The sequence below is a fragment of the Sediminibacterium sp. genome (genome assembly GCF_051861365.1).
Lineage (GTDB): Bacteria > Bacteroidota > Bacteroidia > Chitinophagales > Chitinophagaceae > Sediminibacterium.
The window spans coordinates 54,711-76,645 of record NZ_JBHYCW010000013.1 but is presented as its reverse complement, the minus strand read 5'-3'; the positions used below and the strand labels follow the sequence as shown (position 1 = coordinate 76,645).

At 39.9% G+C, this 21,935-nt stretch carries 15 protein-coding genes; 5 read left to right on the top strand and 10 right to left on the bottom strand.

Annotation, left to right across the window (positions count from 1 at the left end; all coding sequences use genetic code 11):
* Positions 1 to 1,968 (top strand): protein-disulfide reductase DsbD family protein, encoded by a 1,968-nt coding sequence (locus ACTIEV_RS07975; protein ID WP_439516321.1) that lies wholly within the window; start codon positions 1 to 3, stop codon positions 1,966 to 1,968.
* 82 nt (positions 1,969 to 2,050) lie between these two features.
* On the opposite strand, the gene ACTIEV_RS07970 is transcribed toward ACTIEV_RS07975, so the two are convergent.
* The gene (locus ACTIEV_RS07970) at positions 2,051 to 2,632 is read right to left on the bottom strand and encodes a sigma-70 family RNA polymerase sigma factor (protein WP_178887791.1); all 582 of its coding nucleotides are present in this window, start codon (positions 2,630 to 2,632) and stop codon (positions 2,051 to 2,053) included.
* Positions 2,633 to 2,889: 257 nt separating this feature from the next.
* Here ACTIEV_RS07970 and uvrA point away from each other — a divergent pair, with 257 nt between their 5' ends.
* Entirely contained in the window at positions 2,890 to 5,730 is a 2,841-nt protein-coding gene (gene uvrA / locus ACTIEV_RS07965; protein ID WP_439516320.1) for an excinuclease ABC subunit UvrA, read from the top strand.
* Positions 5,731 to 5,790: 60 nt separating this feature from the next.
* Here uvrA and ACTIEV_RS07960 read toward each other — a convergent pair whose 3' ends face one another.
* Together ACTIEV_RS07960 and glyA are read right to left on the bottom strand one after the other, a co-directional pair.
* Positions 5,791 to 6,198 (bottom strand): DUF4293 domain-containing protein, encoded by a 408-nt coding sequence (locus tag ACTIEV_RS07960; protein WP_322195096.1) that lies wholly within the window; start codon positions 6,196 to 6,198, stop codon positions 5,791 to 5,793.
* Positions 6,199 to 6,263: 65 nt separating this feature from the next.
* A complete protein-coding gene (gene glyA / locus ACTIEV_RS07955; RefSeq protein WP_322195094.1) occupies positions 6,264 to 7,544 on the bottom strand; it encodes a serine hydroxymethyltransferase in 1,281 nt (426 codons plus the stop codon).
* Between the two features lie 290 nt (positions 7,545 to 7,834).
* Here glyA and ACTIEV_RS07950 point away from each other — a divergent pair, with 290 nt between their 5' ends.
* The 3 genes from ACTIEV_RS07950 to ACTIEV_RS07940 all read left to right on the top strand — a co-directional run bounded on the left by ACTIEV_RS07950 (position 7,835) and on the right by ACTIEV_RS07940 (position 10,255).
* Positions 7,835 to 8,827 carry a sugar phosphate nucleotidyltransferase gene (locus tag ACTIEV_RS07950; RefSeq protein ID WP_322195092.1) on the top strand — a complete coding sequence of 331 codons (993 nt, stop codon included), beginning with the start codon at positions 7,835 to 7,837 and terminating at the stop codon, positions 8,825 to 8,827.
* 108 nt (positions 8,828 to 8,935) lie between these two features.
* Positions 8,936 to 9,289, top strand: coding sequence for a four helix bundle protein (locus tag ACTIEV_RS07945; RefSeq protein ID WP_322195089.1), 354 nt, complete (start codon positions 8,936 to 8,938; stop codon positions 9,287 to 9,289).
* A 9-nt stretch (positions 9,290 to 9,298) separates the two neighbouring features.
* A complete protein-coding gene (locus tag ACTIEV_RS07940) occupies positions 9,299 to 10,255 on the top strand; it encodes an NAD(P)H-dependent flavin oxidoreductase (RefSeq protein ID WP_322195087.1) in 957 nt (318 codons plus the stop codon).
* Positions 10,256 to 10,321: 66 nt separating this feature from the next.
* Here the strand turns inward: ACTIEV_RS07940 and ACTIEV_RS07935 are convergent, their stop codons facing one another.
* The 7 genes from ACTIEV_RS07935 to dprA form a co-directional block, all read right to left on the bottom strand.
* Complete coding sequence (locus tag ACTIEV_RS07935) at positions 10,322 to 11,080, bottom strand: SDR family NAD(P)-dependent oxidoreductase (protein WP_322195085.1); 759 nt, start codon at positions 11,078 to 11,080, stop codon at positions 10,322 to 10,324.
* A 135-nt stretch (positions 11,081 to 11,215) separates the two neighbouring features.
* Positions 11,216 to 13,876, bottom strand: coding sequence for a PKD domain-containing protein (locus ACTIEV_RS07930; RefSeq protein ID WP_322195083.1), 2,661 nt, complete (start codon positions 13,874 to 13,876; stop codon positions 11,216 to 11,218).
* A gap of 207 nt (positions 13,877 to 14,083) precedes the next feature.
* Positions 14,084 to 16,702 carry a PKD domain-containing protein gene (locus tag ACTIEV_RS07925; RefSeq protein WP_439516319.1) on the bottom strand — a complete coding sequence of 873 codons (2,619 nt, stop codon included), beginning with the start codon at positions 16,700 to 16,702 and terminating at the stop codon, positions 14,084 to 14,086.
* 8 nt (positions 16,703 to 16,710) lie between these two features.
* Entirely contained in the window at positions 16,711 to 17,565 is an 855-nt protein-coding gene (locus ACTIEV_RS07920; protein ID WP_322195080.1) for an alpha/beta fold hydrolase, read from the bottom strand.
* Between the two features lie 4 nt (positions 17,566 to 17,569).
* Complete coding sequence (lnt, locus tag ACTIEV_RS07915) at positions 17,570 to 19,123, bottom strand: apolipoprotein N-acyltransferase (protein ID WP_322195077.1); 1,554 nt, start codon at positions 19,121 to 19,123, stop codon at positions 17,570 to 17,572.
* A gap of 85 nt (positions 19,124 to 19,208) precedes the next feature.
* Entirely contained in the window at positions 19,209 to 20,708 is a 1,500-nt protein-coding gene (guaB, locus tag ACTIEV_RS07910) for an IMP dehydrogenase (RefSeq protein ID WP_178887767.1), read from the bottom strand.
* Positions 20,709 to 20,824: 116 nt separating this feature from the next.
* Positions 20,825 to 21,928 carry a DNA-processing protein DprA gene (gene dprA, locus ACTIEV_RS07905; RefSeq protein ID WP_322195074.1) on the bottom strand — a complete coding sequence of 368 codons (1,104 nt, stop codon included), beginning with the start codon at positions 21,926 to 21,928 and terminating at the stop codon, positions 20,825 to 20,827.
* Positions 21,929 to 21,935: the final 7 nt, after the last annotated feature.

Below are 21,935 nucleotides of genomic sequence, written 5' to 3'. Positions count from 1 at the left end.
ATGAAGTATTTATTAGCGACTTTATTTCTTACTCTATTTTCTTTTACCAATATACTTACTGCACAGGACAATACACCTGTGCAGTTTTCTTTCCAAGCAGTACGAACTTCAGATACAACTGCAATCGTTACGGTGAAAACAATCATAGGTAAAGGCTTACAGTTATTCGGTGTTCAAAAACAAAATGCAGACGATGTATTTGTAAGTGCACTCAATCAGGATACCACAAAATCTAACAGTCGTTTTATCATTGATTCAGTTCAATCTTTTGGTGTAAATCAATCTGTGAAACCCGCAGGTGCCGAACAGAATTCATTGGTTTATTCGGACAGTGCCGGTTTCAAATATTTTTTAAAGATTGGAAAAGATACAGTTAAGATCAAAGGAAGCTTTGATTGGCTGGGTATTCGTGGCGATGAATTTCCAAGTGGTTCTGAAATGGTATCTGTTACGATTCCATCTGCTGATACAGCAGCAAGTGATGCTACCGCAGCCGGAGACGAATCATTATGGAATATTTTCTTGATCTGCCTCGTTACAGGATTGCTGGCGATCATCACACCTTGTGTATTTCCTTTGATACCGGTTACAGTTAGCTTCTTCCTCAAAAGAAGTAAAAGCAGAGCAGAAGGCATTCGCAATGCTTTATGGTATTCATTCAGTATTGTATTGATTTATACGGTACCAACATTGATCCTAACTTTGATTTTTGGAGATACCATTTTGTATACGATCTCAACACATCCGGTTTCCAATCTGCTGTTCTTTGCATTTTTCATTGTATTTGCCATTTCTTTCTTTGGGGCTTTTGAATTAACACTACCCAATAGCTGGGCAAATAAAGCTGATCAGCAAGCTGGGAAAGGTGGATTATTGGGTATCTTCTTCATGGCACTAACCCTAGTCATTGTTTCTTTTTCTTGTACGGGTCCATTGGTAGGAACTTTACTCGGACAAACCAGTACACAGGGCGTAAGTATTGCGCCTATTATTGGGATGATGGGATTTGGTCTCGGATTGGCCATTCCGTTTTCTTTATTTGCCTTTTTCCCGTCTATGTTACAGTCTTTGCCAAAGAGCGGTGGCTGGTTGAATGCTGTGAAAGTAACTTTTGGTTTTATTGAATTGGCATTAGCTTTGAAATTCTTATCGAATGTAGATCTGACCTATCATTGGGGATTATTGAATAGGGATGTTTTCTTAGTTTTATGGATCGTAATTTTTGGATTGATGGGCTTATACCTGATCGGAAAACTGAAATTTTCTCATGATAGTGAGCTGAAATTTATCAGTGTACCCCGTTTATTCTTTGCTATCGCCGCATTTAGTTTTACGGTATACATGATACCGGGTTTATGGGGAGCTCCTTTGAAATTATTGAGTGGGTTCATTCCGCCATCTACCACACAAGAATTTAATTTGGATGACCTGAAATACAAAATCGGTAATAATACTGTTATGGTATCTACAAACGATACCAATGCAGCAAAACCTCCGATGAAATATGCCGATAAGCTAAAAGTGCCTTTTGGGTTGGTTGCATATTTTGATTTGGAAGAAGGAATGGCTGCTGCAAAAGCCTTGAATAAGCCGGTGATGCTTGACTTCACAGGACATACCTGTGCCAACTGTAGAAAAATGGAGGAGCAGGTCTGGAAAGATCCGGCCGTACTCAAAAGAATCAAAGAGAATTTTGTTTTAATTAGTTTGTATGTTGATGAATATAATATTGAGTTACCGGAAAGTGAACATTATAAAGACAAGAATGGGAACATGATCACCAATGTTGGACAGAAAAACCTGGATTATGAAATCACCAAGTTTGGTTTCAATGCGCAACCCCTTTATATGTTTCTGGATTTAGAAGGTAATCCCTTGAGTGATATCAAATATGGGTATGTGCCGAATGTACAAAAGTTTGTAGATCATTTAGATGCTATGAAAGCGGCTTTTGATAAGAAGAAATAATACAACCATATTCACAGAATTGACAAGCCCCGACTTTTTAGATCGGGGCTTTATTTTTATCGTAACAATTCTGAGCAAAGACTTATAAAACAATCTGTTTTTCAACCATCATTTTCCTAAGATTGATCAGTCCATATCGCATACGTCCTAACGCAGTATTGATACTGCAATTGGTAATTTGTGCGATCTCTTTGAAACTTAAATTGGCATAATGTCTCAGCACAATGATTTCTCTCTGTTCTTCCGGTAGGAGATCCAGCATTCTGCGAACCCGTTCATGGCTTTGAGCGCGCATAAGCTTGGCATCAGGTCCTTCTTCGGTGATTTGTATCACTTCAAAAATATCCTGATTATCGCTGGTCTTGATAGCAGGGGCTCTTTTTACTTTACGGAAATAGTCCACACACAGGTTATGTGCAATGCGCAGGGCCCAAGGCAGGAATTTCCCTTCTTCTGTGTAACGTCTGTTTTTTAACGTGTCAATGATCTTGATAAATACGTCCTGAAAGAGGTCCTCGGCGAGATAAGTGTCTTTTACAAAGAATAGAATCGATGAATAGATCCTGTCTTTGTATCGGTTCACCAACACCTCAAAGGAGCCGGCATCGCCCTCCTGAAAGGAACGGATTAGATCAATATCAGACACTTGGTCTAATGTTTTCATGTTTGGGTCGTTTGGCTACGTTTTAAAAACAGGATATTGGATTATAAAAAACCATTGTATCAGGATATACGTACCCTGATTTTAAATTGGTTGTGTTAAATTATACATCTTTCATACACCAGTTTCTTTTGTGGATACATTGTTTTTCAATGAAATGGTTATTCACATTTTTCACATCTGTTTTTAAGCCCCCATTTCACTAAATCTTTCTCTTTTCTAAACCTACCGGTCATTATTGTGTTTAAATTGCTGCACTTATGGCTACTAAGACGAAACAACAAGCAGGAACTGCACTTAGCGAAAAGGAAAATACTGATACCATTCTGGTGAAAGGTGCCAGAATGCATAACCTCAAGAATGTTACGGTAGCTTTTCCTCGTAATCAACTCATTGTAGTGACCGGTGTATCCGGTAGCGGTAAATCTTCTTTGACCATTGATACTTTGTTTGCTGAGGGACAAAGACGCTATGCCGAAAGTTTAAGTGCTTATGCCCGTCAGTTCATGGCCAGGATGGTAAAACCGGATGTGGATTATATAAAAGGACTTTGCCCTGCCATCGCCATCGAACAAAAAGTTATTACTAGAACCCCTAGAAGTACGGTGGGGAGTATGACAGAGATCTATGATTACCTCCGTTTATTGTATGCGCGTACAGGAAAAACCATTTCTCCCATCAGTGGCAGAGAAGTAAAAAAAGATGATGTTTCGGATGTTGTTTCTTTTGTAAACACCCTTCCTCACGGAACGAAGGTTGTGATATTGGTAGTCTTTAAACAACATGCCAACAGAGATACTCGGGAAGAGCTGAATATTCTCATGCAGAAAGGATTTTCAAGGATATGGAGTAAGACCGGAGAAGGTCAAATACTGCGTATTGAAGAGTTGCTTGAAATGGATGATAAGACTTTACAAAAGACCATTCCGGTTTCCAAGTCTAGTAAGCATGCGGTATATGTGTTGATTGATCGAATGGTGGTAAAAGATTTTGAAGAAGAAGACCTGCATCGTTTGTCAGACTCAGTCAATACTGCTTTTTATGAAGGAGATGGAGAAATGATGGTAGAAGTAGATGGTGATCGTCTACATCATTTCAGTAACCGTTTTGAACTGGATGGTATCGTATTTGAAGAACCCGTTCCCAATCTGTTTTCTTTTAATAATCCGTACGGAGCTTGTCCGGTATGTGAAGGATTCAGTCAGGTATTGGGTATTGACACTGATTTGGTCATTCCTGATAGACGGCTCAGTGTATACGAAGGTGCAGTAGCGCCTTGGAAGGGTGAGAAGTTGAGTTGGTGGAAAGAACAGTTTATTAAAGGCGCTTCTAAAATTGGATTCCCGATACACAAGCCTATTGCAGAACTCACCAAAGAACAATACCAGCAATTATGGAAAGGGATAGCCGGAGCTTATGGAATTGATGATTTCTTTAAAGATGTTGAACAGAATTTATACAAAGTACAGTTCAGGGTATTGTTGAGCCGTTATCGTGGAAGAACTACCTGTACTACATGTGAAGGCTACCGATTGAGAAAAGAAGCTTTGTATGTTAAAGTCGGTGGTAAACATATTGGGGAACTATGTGAATGGCAGGTTCGTGATTTGAAAAAGTGGTTCAATGAATTGGTACTCTCTGAACATGATCAGCAAATTGCAAAAAGAATCCTGATTGAAATTCACCAACGATTACAAACCTTATTGGATGTAGGTTTGGGTTATCTCACTTTGAATCGTTTGGCCAATTCACTCAGTGGGGGAGAAAGTCAACGTATTCAATTAACCAGAAGCTTGGGAAGTAACCTTACCAATTCCTTGTACATTTTAGATGAACCTTCTATCGGACTTCATTCTAGGGATACGGAAAGATTGATCAGTGTGCTGAAATCGTTACGGGATCTAGGTAATACAGTAGTAGTGGTTGAACACGATGAAATGATGATGCGAGAAGCTGATCATATCATTGATATGGGACCACTGGCTTCTCATTTAGGGGGAGAAGTGGTAGCAGCAGGCAATTACGAAATGATCACGCATCATCCTGAAAGCCTAACAGGTAAATACCTTACCGGAAAACTAAAAATCGAAGCGCCAGATAAAGTAAGAAAGTGGAATCGTTCCATCATAGTGGAAGGTGCAGCACAGAATAATCTTAAAAATATCACAGTTGCATTTCCATTGAATACACTTTGTGTAGTAAGTGGCGTGAGTGGTAGTGGTAAAACCACATTGGTAAAGCAAGTCTTATATCCTGCCTTGAAAAAAATGAAAGGAGAGCCTGCAGAGAAAGTAGGGCTGCATAATAAGATCAGTGGCGACACCGATTATATCTCACAGATAGAATTGGTAGACCAAAACCCGATTGGTAAATCATCGAGAAGTAATCCCATTACCTATATCAAAGCCTATGATACCATACGTGATTTGTATGCGAAACAGCCATTATCAAAGATGCGTGGATTTCAGGCTAAGCATTTCTCTTTCAACGTAGATGGAGGAAGATGTGATGCTTGTAAAGGAGAAGGCGAACAAATTGTAGAAATGCAATTCCTTGCTGATGTACACCTTACTTGCGATGTTTGTAATGGCAAACGATTCAAAGAGGAAGTACTCGAAGTACAGTATAAAGGGAAAAATATTTTTGATATACTAGATATGAGTGTAGATGATGCAATTGAATTTTTTACCGAAGAAAAAAATATCAAAACAGCCATACAGCCTTTACAGGATGTAGGATTGGGCTATATCAAACTCGGACAAAGCAGTGACACATTAAGTGGCGGAGAGGCACAGCGTGTAAAGTTGGCGAGTTTTTTGGGTAAAGGGAAAGGTGTAGGTCATATGTTATTCATCTTTGATGAACCCACTACCGGACTTCATTTTCATGACATCAAAAAACTACTGGCTTCATTTCAAGCATTGATAGAGCAAGGTCACTCATTGATTGTGATTGAACACAATACAGATGTGATTAAATCTGCGGATTGGCTCATTGATATGGGACCCGAGGCAGGTGATGGCGGTGGACAAGTAGTTTATGCAGGTATTCCTGAAGGGATCAAAAAACTAAAAGAAAGTAATACGGCAAAATTCTTATAAATAATAAAGCCACAGATTCATCAGCCTAGGCTGATGAATCTGTGGCTTTATTATATTTTTCTATCTAAGTCGATCTACACTCTTTACCAGCTTCTCATCTTTATTGATGCCAATGATCGCCATGATAAAGAAGATAGGAATGGCAAAGATGAACACAGCACTCAAAGCAATAGCACCGGTATCATACTTTTTGGTAAATACAAAATACAACACAATATTTAAGATGCTCACAGCCATCCCGGCTAATGCAATTTTGAGCTGCAGTGGTCTGTTATTGTACAAGAATATAGATACCAAAGCAACTATTGCAGCTGCGATAGTGAGTATGAGTATCAATAAATGGCTCATAGCAGTAAACTCTTCTGCAGCAGTAGCGCCAACGCTACCTACATAAAAAGGCATTTTCAAAGTAGCGAATCCGCAAATGGATGCAGCCAGTAGCCATAATGATTGTACACGTTGTATCATAATATTTCTTTTAGCGAAAAATTCTTTTAAGACTTGTTACTTGTCTCTTCATTCTTGAATCTTGCTTATTGCATTTCAGGATACAAAGAGAACTGAGACATAAAATCATTCACTTGCTTTTTGATATCTTTCAGTTTTGATTCATCATCAGCACTCATCAAAGCCTGATCAATTGAATTGACAACAAATTCCATATCCTTCTCAATCATACCACGTGTGGTAATAGCTGCTACTCCAAATCGAATACCCGAAGTAACAAAGGCGCTTTTATCATCATATGGAACCATATTTTTATTGGCAGTGATATCTGCATGCCCCAATACCTGTTCTGCTTTTTTACCACTGATGTTTTTGTTCCTCAGATCAATAAGCATCAAATGGTTGTCTGTGCCGCCACTGATGATTTGATACCCTCTATCAACAAAAGCTTTTGCCATAGCTTGTGCATTCTTTTGTACTTGTTGTTGATAAACTAAAAATTCATCTGTCAAAATTTCTCCAAACGCTATTGCTTTTGCAGCAATTACATGTTCCAATGGCCCACCCTGTGTTCCAGGAAATACAGCCATATCAATGAGATTACTCATCATCCGTAAATTTCCTTTTACATCCTTCAGACCAAATGGGTTCTCAGTATCTCTTCTCATCATGATCACACCACCTCTTGGTCCACGTAGTGTTTTATGAGTAGTAGAGGTTACAAAGTGACAATGATCAAAAGGATCAGACAATAAGCCTTTGGCGATTAATCCTGCTGGGTGAGCGATGTCGGCTAGCACAAATGCACCTACCTCATCAGCTACCTTACGTATACGAGCATAATCCCAATCTCTGCTATAAGCACTGGCACCACAAATGATGAGTTTGGGTCGCACGGTTCTTGCTTTTTCTTCCAGCATTTCATAATCTACCAATCCATCTTCTCTTTTTACACCATAAAAATGAGGCTCATATAATTTACCGCTGAAGTTAACAGCTGAACCATGCGTAAGGTGTCCGCCCATGCTTAGGTCTAGTCCTAAAATTTTATCACCCGGCTGCAGTATCGCCAGCATCAATGCAGCATTGGCTTGGGCGCCACTGTGGGGTTGAACATTGGCATATTCAATATTGAATATTTGTTTAAGTCTATCAATGGCTAATTGTTCTGTCTGATCCACAATTTCACAACCACCATAATATCTTCTACCAGGATACCCCTCGGCATACTTGTTGGTCATTACATTACCCATGGCCTGCATCACCTGTAAGCTGGTAAAATTCTCTGACGCAATCAGCTCAATGCCACGACGTTGACGTTCTAATTCCTGTTTAATGAGATCGAATACGAGGGTATCTCTTTGCATGATGAAGTATTTAGTGCAAATATAAGAAGCTATGAGCTACGAGCTGCTAGCTTCTAGCTTCTAGTAATTCATTAATGTAAGAATATGCAATAAGTAATTATTATAATGTTACATCCTTTATTTGCTCGAAGCTAGTAGCTCGAAGCTCGCAGCTTTGGCCTCAGCCAAATATCCACACCACTTGCTCAATGACCAGATTTTCCTATTTTCGACCTCTTGATGAGTAAAACTGCTTCCGGGTGGAGCTGTTGTAAGCATGGTGCGAATGGACTCGTCAAAAAAAATCTCCCATGAAAGCAATCATACCAGTAGCGGGTGCAGGTACTAAACTCAGACCGCATACTTATACGCAACCCAAGGCCTTGATTCCTATTGCCGGAAAAACCATTCTCAGTTATATCGTTGATCAACTCAGAGAAGCCGGTATCAATGAGTTTATTTTTATTGTGGGTTATCTGGGTGAAAAAATTCAAGACTATGTAAAGCAGACCTATCCTGATATGACTGCTCATTTCGTTTTTCAGAATGAACGCCAAGGTACAGGACATGCTATTGAGTTGACCAGAAATATTGTAGGTCAGGATGAAGTGTTTGTGGCGCTGGGCGATACCATTTGTGAGTATGATGTAAGGGAAGTGGTGAATAGTCCATATAGTATGTTGGGTATCAAAAAAGTAGATGACCCCAGAAATTTTGGAGTAGCTTCTATTGGTGATGATGGTTTTATTGAACAAGTCGTAGAAAAGCCAGCCATTCCAAAAAGCAATATGGCATTGGTAGGTTTATACAAAATCAAGGAAACCCATTTTCTTTTTGAATGTTTGCATCATCTATTTACACAGGACATTAAAACTTATGGAGAATACAATCTGACAGATGCACTGGATTGTATGATCAAGCGTGGTGCAAAGTTTCAGTCATTCAAAGTAAAGAACTGGTTTGATTGCGGTAAGAAAGAAACTTTATTAGAAAGCAATGCTACCCTATTGAAAAAGTTCGGAGGTAATATTGTAGATGGACACGATTTCAAAGATACCATCATCATTCCTCCTGTCAGTATTGCGCCGGGTTGTGATATCGCTAACTCCATTATTGGTCCACATGTAGCCATTGGAGCCAACACCACTATTAAACATTCTATTGTAAGAGATAGTATCATCGGATCTTACACCAGTCTCTATGAAGTAGTCCTCGACAATTCACTCATCGGCAGTGATGCATCTGTGAAAGGGTTGAGCAGGAGTTTGAATATTGGAGATAATACGGAGATAGATTTTGGATAATAGTCGATAGTCTATGGTCCATAGACCATGGTTGTTACCTTGGAGAGCGTAACTATACGGAGTATTAATACCTGTTTTTTGAATGTTTAGAACCGATATTTTCGGTTTATGGCTTTTAAGTTTGAAACATTACAAGTTTGGAATAAGTCTCTTGATCTTTCACTGCTAGTACAAGAGATTGTAATTTCTTTTCCTCATTATGAAATATACAATCTGTCCAATCAAATCCGACGAGCGGCTGATTCAGTTGTTTTAAATATTGCTGAAGGATCAACTGGACAAAGTAATGCTGAGTTTACTAGATTTTTGCGGTATGCTTTAAGATCCGCAGTTGAAGTTGTTGCCTGCCTGTTTATTGCTAAGAAGAAAGCGTATATTAATACTATTATTTTTGAGAAAGCATATACTGAATATGAAATACTCTGTAAGATGATTACGAAATTTGAAAAATCACTAAAATAACCATCGACTATGGACCATGGACTATGGACTAACAATCGCATCTCTTCTTTATTTGCCACCCGCTACCCCCTCATCCAAGCAGGCATGATATGGGCGAGTGGGTGGAGGTTGGCGAGTGCGGTGAGTAATGCGGGTGGGCTTGGTTTATTGGGTGCGGGGAGTATGTATCCGGATGTATTGCGCGAACATATCCGAAAATGTAAAGCAGCAACAGATCAACCCTTTGGAGTGAATGTGCCTTTGTTGTATCCGGATATTAATCAGTTGATGGATATTATTATAGACGAAAAAGTACCGATTGTTTTTACCAGTGCGGGAAATCCTAAAACATGGACAGGCTTTTTGAAAGAGCGCGGGATCAAGGTAGCGCATGTAGTGAGTAGCAGTAAGTTTGCTAAGAAAGCCGAGGAAGCAGGTTGTGATGCTGTTGTAGCAGAAGGATTTGAAGCAGGTGGGCATAACGGTCGAGAGGAAACAACAACCATGGTTTTGATACCAGCCGTACGTGCAGCTGTTAATATTCCGGTAATAGCTGCGGGAGGCATTGCTACCGGCACACAAATGCTCGCAGCAATGGTATTGGGAGCCGATGGCGTTCAAGTAGGAAGTAGGTTTGTATGTACACCGGAAGCTTCATCTCACTTAGCTTTTAAAGAAGCAATTATTAACGCGGGTGAAGGTGATACACAGTTGGCGATGAAAAAAGTAGTACCTGTTCGACTCTTAAAAAATAAATTCGCAGAAGAAATCAAAGCGGCTGAATTGCGCGGCGCTTCAGAAGAAGAGCTGAAACAAATCTTAGGAAGAGCGAGGGCGAAAAAAGGAATGTTTGAAGGTGATATGGAAGAGGGCGAATTAGAAATCGGACAAGTAAGCGCACTCATCCATGAAATCAAACCTGCAGCAGCAGTGGTTGAGGAAATAATGATGGAGTGTACGTCAAAATTTGAAAATTTGAGAATTTGAAAATGAGGAAAGCGAGTATTTCATTTTCAAATTTTCAAATTGCATCCGCCCAGGCGGACAAGTTAATTAGTCTTTCTGCAAATAAAATGAATTGGCCTGAGATGTGCAGGTGACAACCAAATCATTGATGCATACATGTTCAGGTAGAGTGGCCGTGTAATATGTGATATTCGCAATATCTTCTGCTTGTAATGCATGGTATCCATTATATACCGCATCTGCCTTGGATGTATCTCCTTTGAATCTTACAATCGAGAATTCAGTTTCAGCTGCACCTGGATGAATAGTAGTTACTTTGATATGATGGGGGAGCAGGTCAATACGCATTGCTTTGCTGATAGCATCAACAGCATGTTTACTAGCACAGTAAGCATTACCATCTTTGTATACTTCTTTACCGGCAGTGGAACCAATATTGATGATATGCCCCTTCTTTCTACTGATCATAAAAGGTATAATGGCTTTGGTAACGTACATTAATCCTTTCACATTCGTATCCATCATCGTATCCCAATCATCTAGGTTGGCATTTTCAAAACTGTCTCTTCCCAGTGCCAATCCGGCATTATTCACCAAAACATCTATCGCTTGCCATTCTTCCGGCAGATTACTAAGTGTATCTGCCACTGTTTTTCTGTCTTGCACATCAAAAACTAGAGATAAAATTTGAATGGCATATTTGGTTTGTAAATCTGTTGCAATGGTATCTAATCTTTCTTTTCTTCTGCCTGTGATGATACAGTTCCATCCAGCAGCAGCAAAAGTATAAGTAATGGCTTTTCCAAAACCGGATGTAGCACCAGTAATGAGTATGATTTTTTTCATTGTGCAAAGTTAAGGTAGCAGATAGCTAATAGGTCATAGCGTATGGCAAAAATGAATAAACAGTTTCTTCCATAAGCTATTCGCCATGATCCATTTGCCATACGCTATGACCTACTAGCTATGCGCAATGAACTATCACCTAATCAACACAATCGTTCCCTTCTTATAAACACGGTTACCCGATTGATCGGTGCCCACTGCTTCAAATACATAGGTTCCTGATGGTTGAGGAGTACCGTTAAAAATACCATCCCAACCTTTTCCTGTTTGACTCGTAGAGAATACCAATTGTCCCCAGCGGTTATAAACTCTGAAGTATTGTAATGTAGCGATACCTACACCTACGGGTCTGACGATATCATTTTTCCCATCTCCATTGGGTGTAAAAGCCGAGGGTACAAAAAGGTTGGGACCTGTTTTAAAGACACGGACAATCACATCATCTTCATCATAACAACCACCGGCACCAATCGCACGAACGATATAACGTATGGAATCGATGGTTTCAGGCAGTATTACCGTTGGAGAAGCGCTGGTAGGATTATCCAATCCCGTAGTGGGCGTCCATAGATAATTATTCCCCCCTTCTGCCAATAGTTGTACGGGTCTTCCTGCAACCACAAAAGTATCTTTACCTGCATAAGCAGTAAGCGGTTGAGTGACAAATATGGTTACAGTATCTCGAACAGGTTTATTACAACCTAGTGTATCAATTGCTGTAAGAATATATTGTGTGGTTTTGGATGGACCGGCAATGGGAAACAATGTATTGGCATTGATCAATGAAGAAGAGGGTGACCAGTTAAAACCGGCACCCACTACGACTCCGGCCAATTGCACACGATCACCAAAACAAATCGTAGTATCACTTCGTACGATTGCTTGCGGATAAGGGGCCACATTTGCAAATACAGAATCTCTATCCTGACAATAACCCAAATTAGCAGTCACATAATACATGGTACTCACCAATGGCTGTACCAAAGGATATTTTGTATTACCGGGTATAGTAACTCCCGTAGATGTAGTCCATTGATAACTCAATGCATCACTGACCGGACTTAAGGTAAATTGATCTGTACGACAGATGCTGGTATCCAGTCCGAGTTCAACATCAATAAAGTCTAATACGTTTACTGTGACGGTATCCGTATTGATACAACCATTATCATTGATTGTGATAAAATAGCGAGTGGTATCAACCGGATATACAATGGGGTTGGGTGTATTAATATTCAACATGCGGGCTAAACTAGCAGGTCTGTCTGTTGTCCATGCAACTGTACCGCTTCCAATGGTGCTTTGTAAAGTAAGGGTATCAATACTGCATATCAATGTATCTCGAAATGCAAGATTGACAAGAGGTTTATCGCGTATAATAATGGGTTTTGTGATAGAGTCTATACAGCCTTTACTATTAGTGGTCACCAATTTCACCTGAACCGTTTGTGGAGTCGCATATTTCCAAATGGTATCTTTTCTTCTGGATGTATCGGCTGCAGTAGTAAGATCACCAAGATCCCATCGCCAGCTATTCACTACCCCATAAGCTGTAGTAGTAGCATCAGTAAAATTAAAATTATTGAGATAGCAAGTACCTTGTACATTAAAATCGGGAACAAAGCCAGGATATACACGTACTTGAGCAGTTGTTGAATCTTCACATCCTTTGTCATTATTCACTTTTAGCTTTAAAACAAAAGTGCCTGTATCAGAATAAGTATGTGTAGGAGTTGGTGCAATTGAAGTTGGATTAGGAACACCTCTTTCCCCAAAATCCCAAAGATATCCAATGATATTAGGGCTGGGAGACTCATTTTTGAAATTCATAGTAAACCCATTACAAGTAATATATGTAGGTTTTAGGCTAGCACCAGTTAGTGAGCAATCAGATACCCTAAGTGTAAAATCTTTTCTGTGTTGTGATATAGCTACTCCATTTCTCCATTCAGTAATGCAAACATTTATTACATAATAACCACTTGCTGGCGCTAAGCCGGAAATAATACCTGTTACAGGATCAATGGTTGCATTGGTTCCAAGCGGATTGGTTCCGGAAAACCCTGATACATATCCAACAGGATTAAAAGGTGGGGAAGAGTAATTTGGATCTAATGCACTTGCAGTATTACCTCTGTCGAATGCAGCACAAAGACTATAAGACAAAGAATCACCTTGATCGGGATCAGTAGCACTGAAATCAAGAATGAAAGGAGAATTTTGACAGACTAATGTAGTGTCTTTTAGTGCAAAAACGGGACTGGAGTTAACACCTAAAGGTAACACACCTGTTCCCGGTATATTACAGGTATAAGTTGCACCTTCTCCCAACGTTTGAGGGGTGACCTGTACTTTTTGGATATTATTTATATCTACACTCCTGCAACAAGTTTGGTACATAACGACATATCCGCTTGCTGTATTCGGTAAATCAACCAAAACCGAGTAGTTGGCAAGAAGATATCTGACTGTTACATTCCCATTGATACAAGGATTTATATCTGTAAGGGCTAAATCTTGTTGACTGATTTGAGGAGCAGTTACTTGAGACCCATAAAGAGATGCAGGGGTAGTATTATTGTAAATGAGCAACATAACACTGCCTGGTAAAGGAGCACTGGTACCCGAGGCATAAAAATCTCTAAATAAACGTAAGGTAATTCGATATCTAGAAGTATTGGCAGCAGTAGTGCCCGGACCAATATATTCATAATACATTTCCCCGCCTGCAATATGCCCCGCATAAGTCGTGATCAGGGAAACTAATAACAATATAGTCAGTATCGCTTTTTTCATGCTTGAGAACCAAAACGCCTTTCTTCCAGTTTTGTGAAATTACATACCACGCTATCCGGAAATGCAGTCTGTATCGTTTTTAAAGGGTTTACAACATCCCTAAGAGTTAAATTAGGTATGAATTGCTGCTTATTTTGTCAAATAACAGGAAATTCTTTTATCTGACAATCAGATAGGGAGATTAGTTGCCTGAAAATATGGCTGTATTTACCGAATTAATACAGCTGTGCCTTTACGAAATACCGTTTTTCCATAAATGTCTTTTCCCTGTGTCATAAACACATAAGTCCCCGAACCTTGTGAAATGCCATTATACCTACCATCCCATCCAATACCTTGTTGACTGGTACTAAATAACAATTGTCCCCACCGATTGTAAACCCTGAAATATTGAAGCTCAGTAATACCTACCGGTATGGGTTTTAAGATATCATTTTTACCATCTCCATTGGGTGTGAATCCACTAGGCACCAAAATATCAGGTTGACTTTTTAATACTTTCACGAGTATATCATCTTCTCCATAACAACCGCCGGCATCTGTTACCCGAACACGATACAAGATAGAGTCGACATCATTTCCCAATTGTACAAGGGGGTTATGAATCATGGTATTATTCAAACCGAGAGAAGGTGTCCAATTAAACTGAGTACCACTGGATGCTGTTGCTTCTAAAGCTAGTAATTGATCAGGTACAATCATGGTATCTCTTCCAGCGTTCACAATAATATTGGGAATAACCTGTATTAAGATAGAGTCGCGCACAGACTTTGGACAACCGGATAAAGTATCTCTCACAACAAGTGTATAAATCATAGTTCGAGTTGGTCCTGCTAATGGATTCAAACTGTTTGTATTCAACAATGCATTGGTGGGTAACCACCGAAAATCTGTTCCTGTATAGGTTGCATTTAGTTGTACACGACTTCCATAGCATATAATGGTATCACGTGTTGTAATATTTGCTTGCGGATAAGGTGCTACCCTTACTGTGATTTGGTCTGTTGCTTGACAACTGCCTAAATTACCAATGACCGTATACGTTGTGTTTGCTGTTGGCCTGGCGACAGGATTTTTAACAGTAGGATTGTTGAGTGTTAATGAAGGTGACCAAGCAAATGAACTTGCAATGGTATTTGTGCGAAGTGTGATCAGATCGGTTAGGCAGATGGTAGTATCCGGTCCGGCTTGTACGGTGATATAGTCCACTACATTCACGGTTACTGTATCTGTATTGGTACAACCATTTTCAGACATGGTAACAATATACCGTGTAGTGTCTTTGGGAAACACAATCGGTCGATTGGTATTGATTCCAAGAATATTTGTATTAGGTACCCAACTGAAATTACCGGTACCAGATACAGGAATCAATAAACTGTCAACACTGCAAATAACCGTATCTCTAAAAGGGAGTTGAATGATGGGTTTGTCGCGAATGGTGATTGATTTTCTGATACTATCTACACAGCCCTTACTGCTTTCAACGATCAATTTTACTGATGCCAGCAAACTTCCTGCATATTTGTATTGCGGATTGGCCATTCTTGACGTGTCTGCCAATGTGGTATCTACTCCGAAATTCCATTTCCAGTTATTGATCACACCATACTTCGCAAAACTCGCATCTGTAAACTGATAAGGCAATTGTGCGCAAAATCCGCTGCTGTTGAAGTCGGCTTTGAATCCGGGATACACCAATACTTCGGTACTGTCTTTGCCTTCACATCCTTCCGGACCTCTCACGGTTAAACGTGCTATGTATTTTCCAGTATCAGCATAAGTGAAAACAGGAGTTGCGGAAGTAGAGGAATTATTTGGACTACCGGGCACACCAAAATCCCATAAATAGGATGTGATAGCTGATGAGGTAGAACCGTTTTCGAACTTCACGGTATTGTCATCACATTTTACAATTCTCGGTGGGAGATCGGCTTCTATCAAATCACAATCATCTACTTTTAAAATAAAATCTTTTCGATGTTCTGTAATGGGTTTCCCATTTCGCCATTCGGTAATACAAACACTCACCACGTATTGTCCCCCCGGCGGTGCGATACCTGAAATGATACCTGTTTCAGGATCAATGGTTACCTTATCGCCCAATGGTTGACCGCCATTATAAGGGAAAGCATAACTCAACGGATTTAGTGTGAGACTTTGTGGGATGGGGGCATTATTGCTGCCACTATTTCCGGCAAATCCATCACAAAAAGAATACGTCAATTTATCACCATCCGTATCTGTAGCACCAAAATCTAAGATGAATTTTTTTTCTGTGCAAACCAATGCAGTATCTCTTACACGAAATTGAGGACTGCTGTTATGTTGTCCATCCGGAAGTGAAGCAGTACCGGGTATTTTTGTGATATAGTTACTGCCGACACTCACCGGTATTGCCAGATTAGAGATGCGATCGATTCTGCAACAACCTGTTCTGGAAAGAAGATACCCACTTTGATTAGTGGGTAAAGCAATTACATTGGAATAGATCGCCACTTCATAACACACTACCGGATCACCTACTAAACAGGGAAATAAATCTGTTCTGAGTCTAAGCTCATTAACAGAACCAATCATAGGCAAGGAAAGGTCGGTATACAGAATATCGTTCTGATAAATTCCTACGTTCACTCTTTCATTTTCTAAACGAGGTCCAGGAGAAGAACATTCCCTGAAAAGACGTAAGGTGATCTTATAATTACTGGTGTTGGGTGCATTACCCGAACCCAGGTATTCATAGAACAATTCTCCACCCGCCACATGTCTGGATAGTGCGGGCAATGTGCATAGAAGAAGAAACATTATGAAGAATGATTTCTTCATAAAAAATATTAGGATTGATGTATAAACGCATCGATATATTGATGGATCCTTTCTGTTGATTCTAACATGCCCATGTGACCAATTCCATCCAGTATATGAATATACGAGTTTAGTGGAAGATGCGTTTGCTGCAATACATCGTTTAAGGGAGCCGCTACATCTTCCGTTCCGAGAACGAACAAAACAGGTAAGGGGTTGCCTTGTAAAACAGCTGTTCGGTCAGGTCTTTCCATCATAGCGTAATAATAGGCCTGTAAACTGGAAGTAGGAATAGATGCAGATTTTTCAATCAGTGCTTCTATGATTTCGGGATGATTTTTTTTGAAACTAGTTCCAAAGAGATTGGGGATCGTATTTTTTAAAAAAGCAAAGCCACCATACTTATCCATCATTTCAATACCTCGTAAGCGATTGTTTTTCTTCTCTTCACTATCAGCAAATGCCGTAGAATGAATCAAGCCAAAACCAAGTAATTGTTTCGGATACTTTTCTGCATACGCTAATGTAATATAACCGCCCATGCTATGTCCAAGCATGAAACACTGATCGATTTTTTCGTTTACTAGCATGGAGTTAACAGCATCTGCTAGGTTGTGAATGGTGAATGTCCGGAGGACTCCTTTCGGAGGTGAATGGTCAATAGGGTTTTGTTGAAGTGAGATGTGTTGGGCGCTTTTCCATTCCGATAACCCGGTGCCGGGTAAATCAGGAATAATGAGTGTACAGATTTTCTGTAAGTGAGCTATTGATGCATCCCAGATGCTGCTGTCTTCACCAAATCCATGTAGCAATACAACAGGAATACCTGTTCCCACTACCTGATAGTGAATGGTGCCGTCAGACCAAGTACAATGTTTATGCATTTGGTTATTTTTTTCGAAGTTTATCCGTGAATTTCCATAAGATCAATAATACACTAATTACCGAAGTCAATTTGTATAGATAATCTCCCCACCGAACATAAAAAGTTTCTCCACTTACTACCGGTACTGAGTATTTAATTGTCGTTTTTTGATTCCATGGTTCACTGACTTTAATTTCACCAAGTGGATTTATGACCGCAGAGATTCCGGTGTTCGCACTTCTGGCTACCCATTTTCTTGTTTCAATAGCACGGAGTTTGGCATAATGTAAATGCTGACGGTGTCCGGGTGTATTTCCCCACCAGCCATCATTGGTCATAATGGTAAGAATATTGGCACCTTGTTTCACATATTCACCTACATATTCTCCATACACACTTTCATAGCAAATAATGGGAGCACTGCTATACGGATTTTGTGCTGTTGTAAATGCAGTGGCACTTTCAGATCTACCATACCCTCCGATAGTACCTCCGAACTGTTCAAAAACAGGCGCCATGAAATTTAAAAAGGTAGGTAATGATTCTACACCCGGTACCAATTTACTTTTATTATAAAATGCAATAGGTTGTCCATTGCTGATATGCACTGCCGCATTGAATGCATCATAATAAGTGCCGCTACCACTTGCTCTTGCAGTAGCTGTTAGTTTTTCGTACCCGTAGTTTTTAAAGGTCTCAATTCCCGAAACGATACTGATGGAAGGATGTTTTTTGCTAAACTCAAAGACAGGCTGATAGTAGCTGTTGTATAAAACATTGTCTTGCCATTCTGCAGCACTCATCGCTGTTTCAGGCCAGATGACCAAAGCGGTATTACTATCAATCGCTTGTTCAGTCAGTTGTAATAAAGAGCTGATTTGTTCACTAGTAGACCCTGCATTGAATTTTCCATAAGGATCTACATTGGGTTGAACAATGACCAAATTGTGTTTGATCTTTTCTTTTTGTAAAGAAGGTTTAATGAAAAGGGAGATCAATACGGGGAGGATCAAAATAGTTATCGTGATGGCTATTTTTTTTTGGAATGCAGTTTTCTGTTGATAAGCACCAATGGTTTCATACAAGAAAATATTAGCGATCAATACCCATAAAGTTCCACCTTGTACACCCGTGAACTCATACCATTGAATAATATCAGGATACATAGCAAATACATTACCTAATGATAACCAGGGCCAGCTGAGTTGCCAATTATGGTGTATGTATTCGAAACACATCCAAAAACTAATCAAAGAAATATAGCCAATACGTCTTCCTTTTTTCTTCAGATGGTAATAACCCCACCATGGGAAAGTCATTAACATACTATTGAACATAATGGCAGCGATGGTTCCAACATCTGTAGAGTTCCACATCCACCAAGTAGTGCCGGTATTCCAAATAAGTGTGGTAAGAAATGTCCAGCCAAAAAAACGAGCAGCTGTCATATTTCTATCTGCTACCATCAATAATGGTATCCAAGCAATGAATATCAATGGCATTAATGAAGAAGCAGGCCATGCCAAGTATAATAATAACCCTGATAAAATGACGAGATACAAAGAAGGTGTTTTCACAAAAGATATTTATTGCCCCAAGTTCGGTATAAAAAATAAAAAAGCTCCGAAATGTTCCGGAGCTTTTCGACAAATGCGATCAACTTTATTTCCTACTATAATTCGGCGCCTCTTTTGTAATATCAATATCATGTGCATGGCTTTCTTTCATCCCTGCATTGGTGATCTTTACAAAAGTGGCTTGTTGTAAAGCTTTGATATTTTTAGCCCCACAATAACCCATACCGGCCCTTAATCCACCTACGTATTGATAAATAATCTCACTCAAACTTCCTTTATACGCCACACGACCTTCAATGCCTTCCGGTACAAACTTTTTAATATCATCTTCAACATCCTGAAAATAACGATCGCCGCTACCCTGACTCATAGCACCTAAACTTCCCATGCCTCTGTATTCTTTGAACTTACGTCCTTCATAGATGATGGTGTCTCCGGGACTTTCCTGTACGCCTGCAAAAACGCTACCCATCATCACCAAGTTTGCACCTGCTGCTAATGCTTTTACCATATCACCGGTATAGCGAATACCACCATCGGCAATAATAGGAGTACCTTTTGTTTTCAAAGCGTGACTGGCTTCCATAATGGCAGTCAGTTGTGGAACACCTGCACCGGCAACAATACGAGTAGTACAAATAGAGCCCGGACCAATACCTACTTTCACTGCATCGGCACCAGCATCTGCTAAAGCTTTGGCTCCTGCAGCTGTGCCTACATTACCTGCTATGATCTGTAAATTTTTGAAATTTTTTCTCAGCGCTTTCAATGCTTCAATCACCCCTTTGCTATGTCCATGTGCACTATCAAGCGTTACCACATCTACACCAACTTGTTGTAAGGCAGCAGCACGATCCATCAGATCACGAGTAATACCTAATGCAGCACCTACCAATAATCTACCTAAGTTATCTTTCACACCATTGGGGAAATTACTTAGTTGCATGATGTCACGGTAAGTAATCAATCCAATAAGCTTGCCTTGTTTATTGACAACAGGGAGTTTTTCAATTTTATATTGACGTAAGATCTTCTCTGCTTTTTTTAGATCAGTACCTTCAGGAGCGGTGATGAGATTTTCTTTGGTCATCACTTCTTTCACCTTTCTTTTTTTATCCGTCTCAAAACGAAGGTCACGGTTGGTAAGAATACCCACGAGTTTTTGTCCGCCATCGATGATAGGAATACCGCCGATTTTATTTTCTTTCATCAACTTCAACGCATCGCCAATGGTAGCATCTACTAATAAGGTAACAGGGTCAATGATCATACCACTTTCACTCCGTTTTACCTTACGCACTTGTTCAGCTTGCTTTTCAATCGTCATGTTTTTATGAAGAATGCCCAATCCGCCTTCACGTGCCAATGCAATGGCCAAACCTGCTTCTGTTACGGTATCCATCGCAGCGGATAGGATCGGAACATTCAATGTGATGGCTTTGGTAAGTTGTGAACGGATATCAACTTCGCGGGGAAGGATTTCACTGTAAGCGGGCATCAACAGAACATCATCGAAGGTAAGCCCTTCGCCAAATAACCTGGATGCAGCAGCATTGTTGCGGGGAGAAGATTTTCTTGTTGCCATGTGCAAAGATAGTTCAATGGGAATATTGGTTCCAAAAAATGATTTTGGTCCATGGTTCATAGTCCATGGTCCATGGTAATGTCAAACAGGTTCTACCATGGACTATGGACTATCGACTATGAACTCAATTCGTACCTCTTCCCCGGCAACTGAATAATAATATTCTGTAATTCGAGATTGAGAATGGCTGAGGCCATGGCTGAGCTGGGGAGTTTAGTTTTGAGGTAGAGCTCATCTACATGTATTTGATGATATTCGGTGAGTATTGATACAATGATTTGTTCTTCGCGTGAAAGTTCCGGGAATAATTTTTTTTGTAGACTTTTTTTCTTTTTGGATTCTAACCAACCCAATGCGCTGATAATTTGTTCAGGACTGGTAAAAGCTGTGGCTTTGTTTTGAGCGATCAATTGTAGGCAGCCACTGCTACGCTGATCATAAATACGTCCCGGTACTGCAAAAACATCACGGTTATATTCAAAAGCCAGATCTGCTGTGATCATACTTCCACCTTTCACTGCAGTCTCTATGACAACAGTCGCATCTGAAATACCGGCAACGATTCTGTTGCGTTGTGGAAAATGATGTCTGTCGGGTAATGCATCAAACCAAAACTCTGTGAGTAAGCCACCTTGATCGATCATTTCTTTTGCCAATGATCGATGTACATATGGATATATCGTTTTGAATCCATGTGCCATCACACCAATGGTGGGTAATTGTTGCTGTAATGCCGCTCGATGTGCGATGGCATCAATACCATGTGCCAACCCACTTACGATCATCACATCATAAGGTTGTAATGCTTTGATCAATTGCTCGGTAACCATTCTGCCATAATCGGTTGCATTTCTGCTACCAATCACGCTGATGATTCTGGAAGGATTCAAAGGTTTATTTCCTTTGAAAAAAAGCACCAGTGGTGGATCTGAACAGTTCTTCAATCGTTGAGGATATTGTTCATCTGTCAAAAAAATTAATTTAAGTTGATGTTGCTCTATCTTTTTCAGCTCCTGTTCGGAATTAAGATGATTTGTAAATTTCTTGATCTGTGCAGCTCTTACTTCTCCAATTCCTTCCACAGCAGCCAATTCTTTTTTTCTGGCTTTGAAAATAGCGGAAGCAGATCCGAAATAGTCGACCAGTTGTTTGGTGAGAATGCTTCCGATATCCGGTATTTGGGTGAGTGATAATTGATAAATACTTTCTTCTGTGATCATGCCGACA

Coding starts and splice junctions, on each gene's coding strand:
- ACTIEV_RS07975 (WP_439516321.1), top strand. CDS start 1: ATGAAGTATTTATTAGCGACTTTATTTCTTACTCTATTTTCTTTTACC.
- ACTIEV_RS07970 (WP_178887791.1), bottom strand. CDS start 2,632: ATGAAAACATTAGACCAAGTGTCTGATATTGATCTAATCCGTTCCTTT.
- uvrA (WP_439516320.1), top strand. CDS start 2,890: ATGGCTACTAAGACGAAACAACAAGCAGGAACTGCACTTAGCGAAAAG.
- ACTIEV_RS07960 (WP_322195096.1), bottom strand. CDS start 6,198: ATGATACAACGTGTACAATCATTATGGCTACTGGCTGCATCCATTTGC.
- glyA (WP_322195094.1), bottom strand. CDS start 7,544: ATGCAAAGAGATACCCTCGTATTCGATCTCATTAAACAGGAATTAGAA.
- ACTIEV_RS07950 (WP_322195092.1), top strand. CDS start 7,835: ATGAAAGCAATCATACCAGTAGCGGGTGCAGGTACTAAACTCAGACCG.
- ACTIEV_RS07945 (WP_322195089.1), top strand. CDS start 8,936: ATGGCTTTTAAGTTTGAAACATTACAAGTTTGGAATAAGTCTCTTGAT.
- ACTIEV_RS07940 (WP_322195087.1), top strand. CDS start 9,299: ATGGACCATGGACTATGGACTAACAATCGCATCTCTTCTTTATTTGCC.
- ACTIEV_RS07935 (WP_322195085.1), bottom strand. CDS start 11,080: ATGAAAAAAATCATACTCATTACTGGTGCTACATCCGGTTTTGGAAAA.
- ACTIEV_RS07930 (WP_322195083.1), bottom strand. CDS start 13,876: ATGAAAAAAGCGATACTGACTATATTGTTATTAGTTTCCCTGATCACG.
- ACTIEV_RS07925 (WP_439516319.1), bottom strand. CDS start 16,702: ATGAAGAAATCATTCTTCATAATGTTTCTTCTTCTATGCACATTGCCC.
- ACTIEV_RS07920 (WP_322195080.1), bottom strand. CDS start 17,565: ATGCATAAACATTGTACTTGGTCTGACGGCACCATTCACTATCAGGTA.
- guaB (WP_178887767.1), bottom strand. CDS start 20,708: ATGGCAACAAGAAAATCTTCTCCCCGCAACAATGCTGCTGCATCCAGG.
- dprA (WP_322195074.1), bottom strand. CDS start 21,928: ATGATCACAGAAGAAAGTATTTATCAATTATCACTCACCCAAATACCG.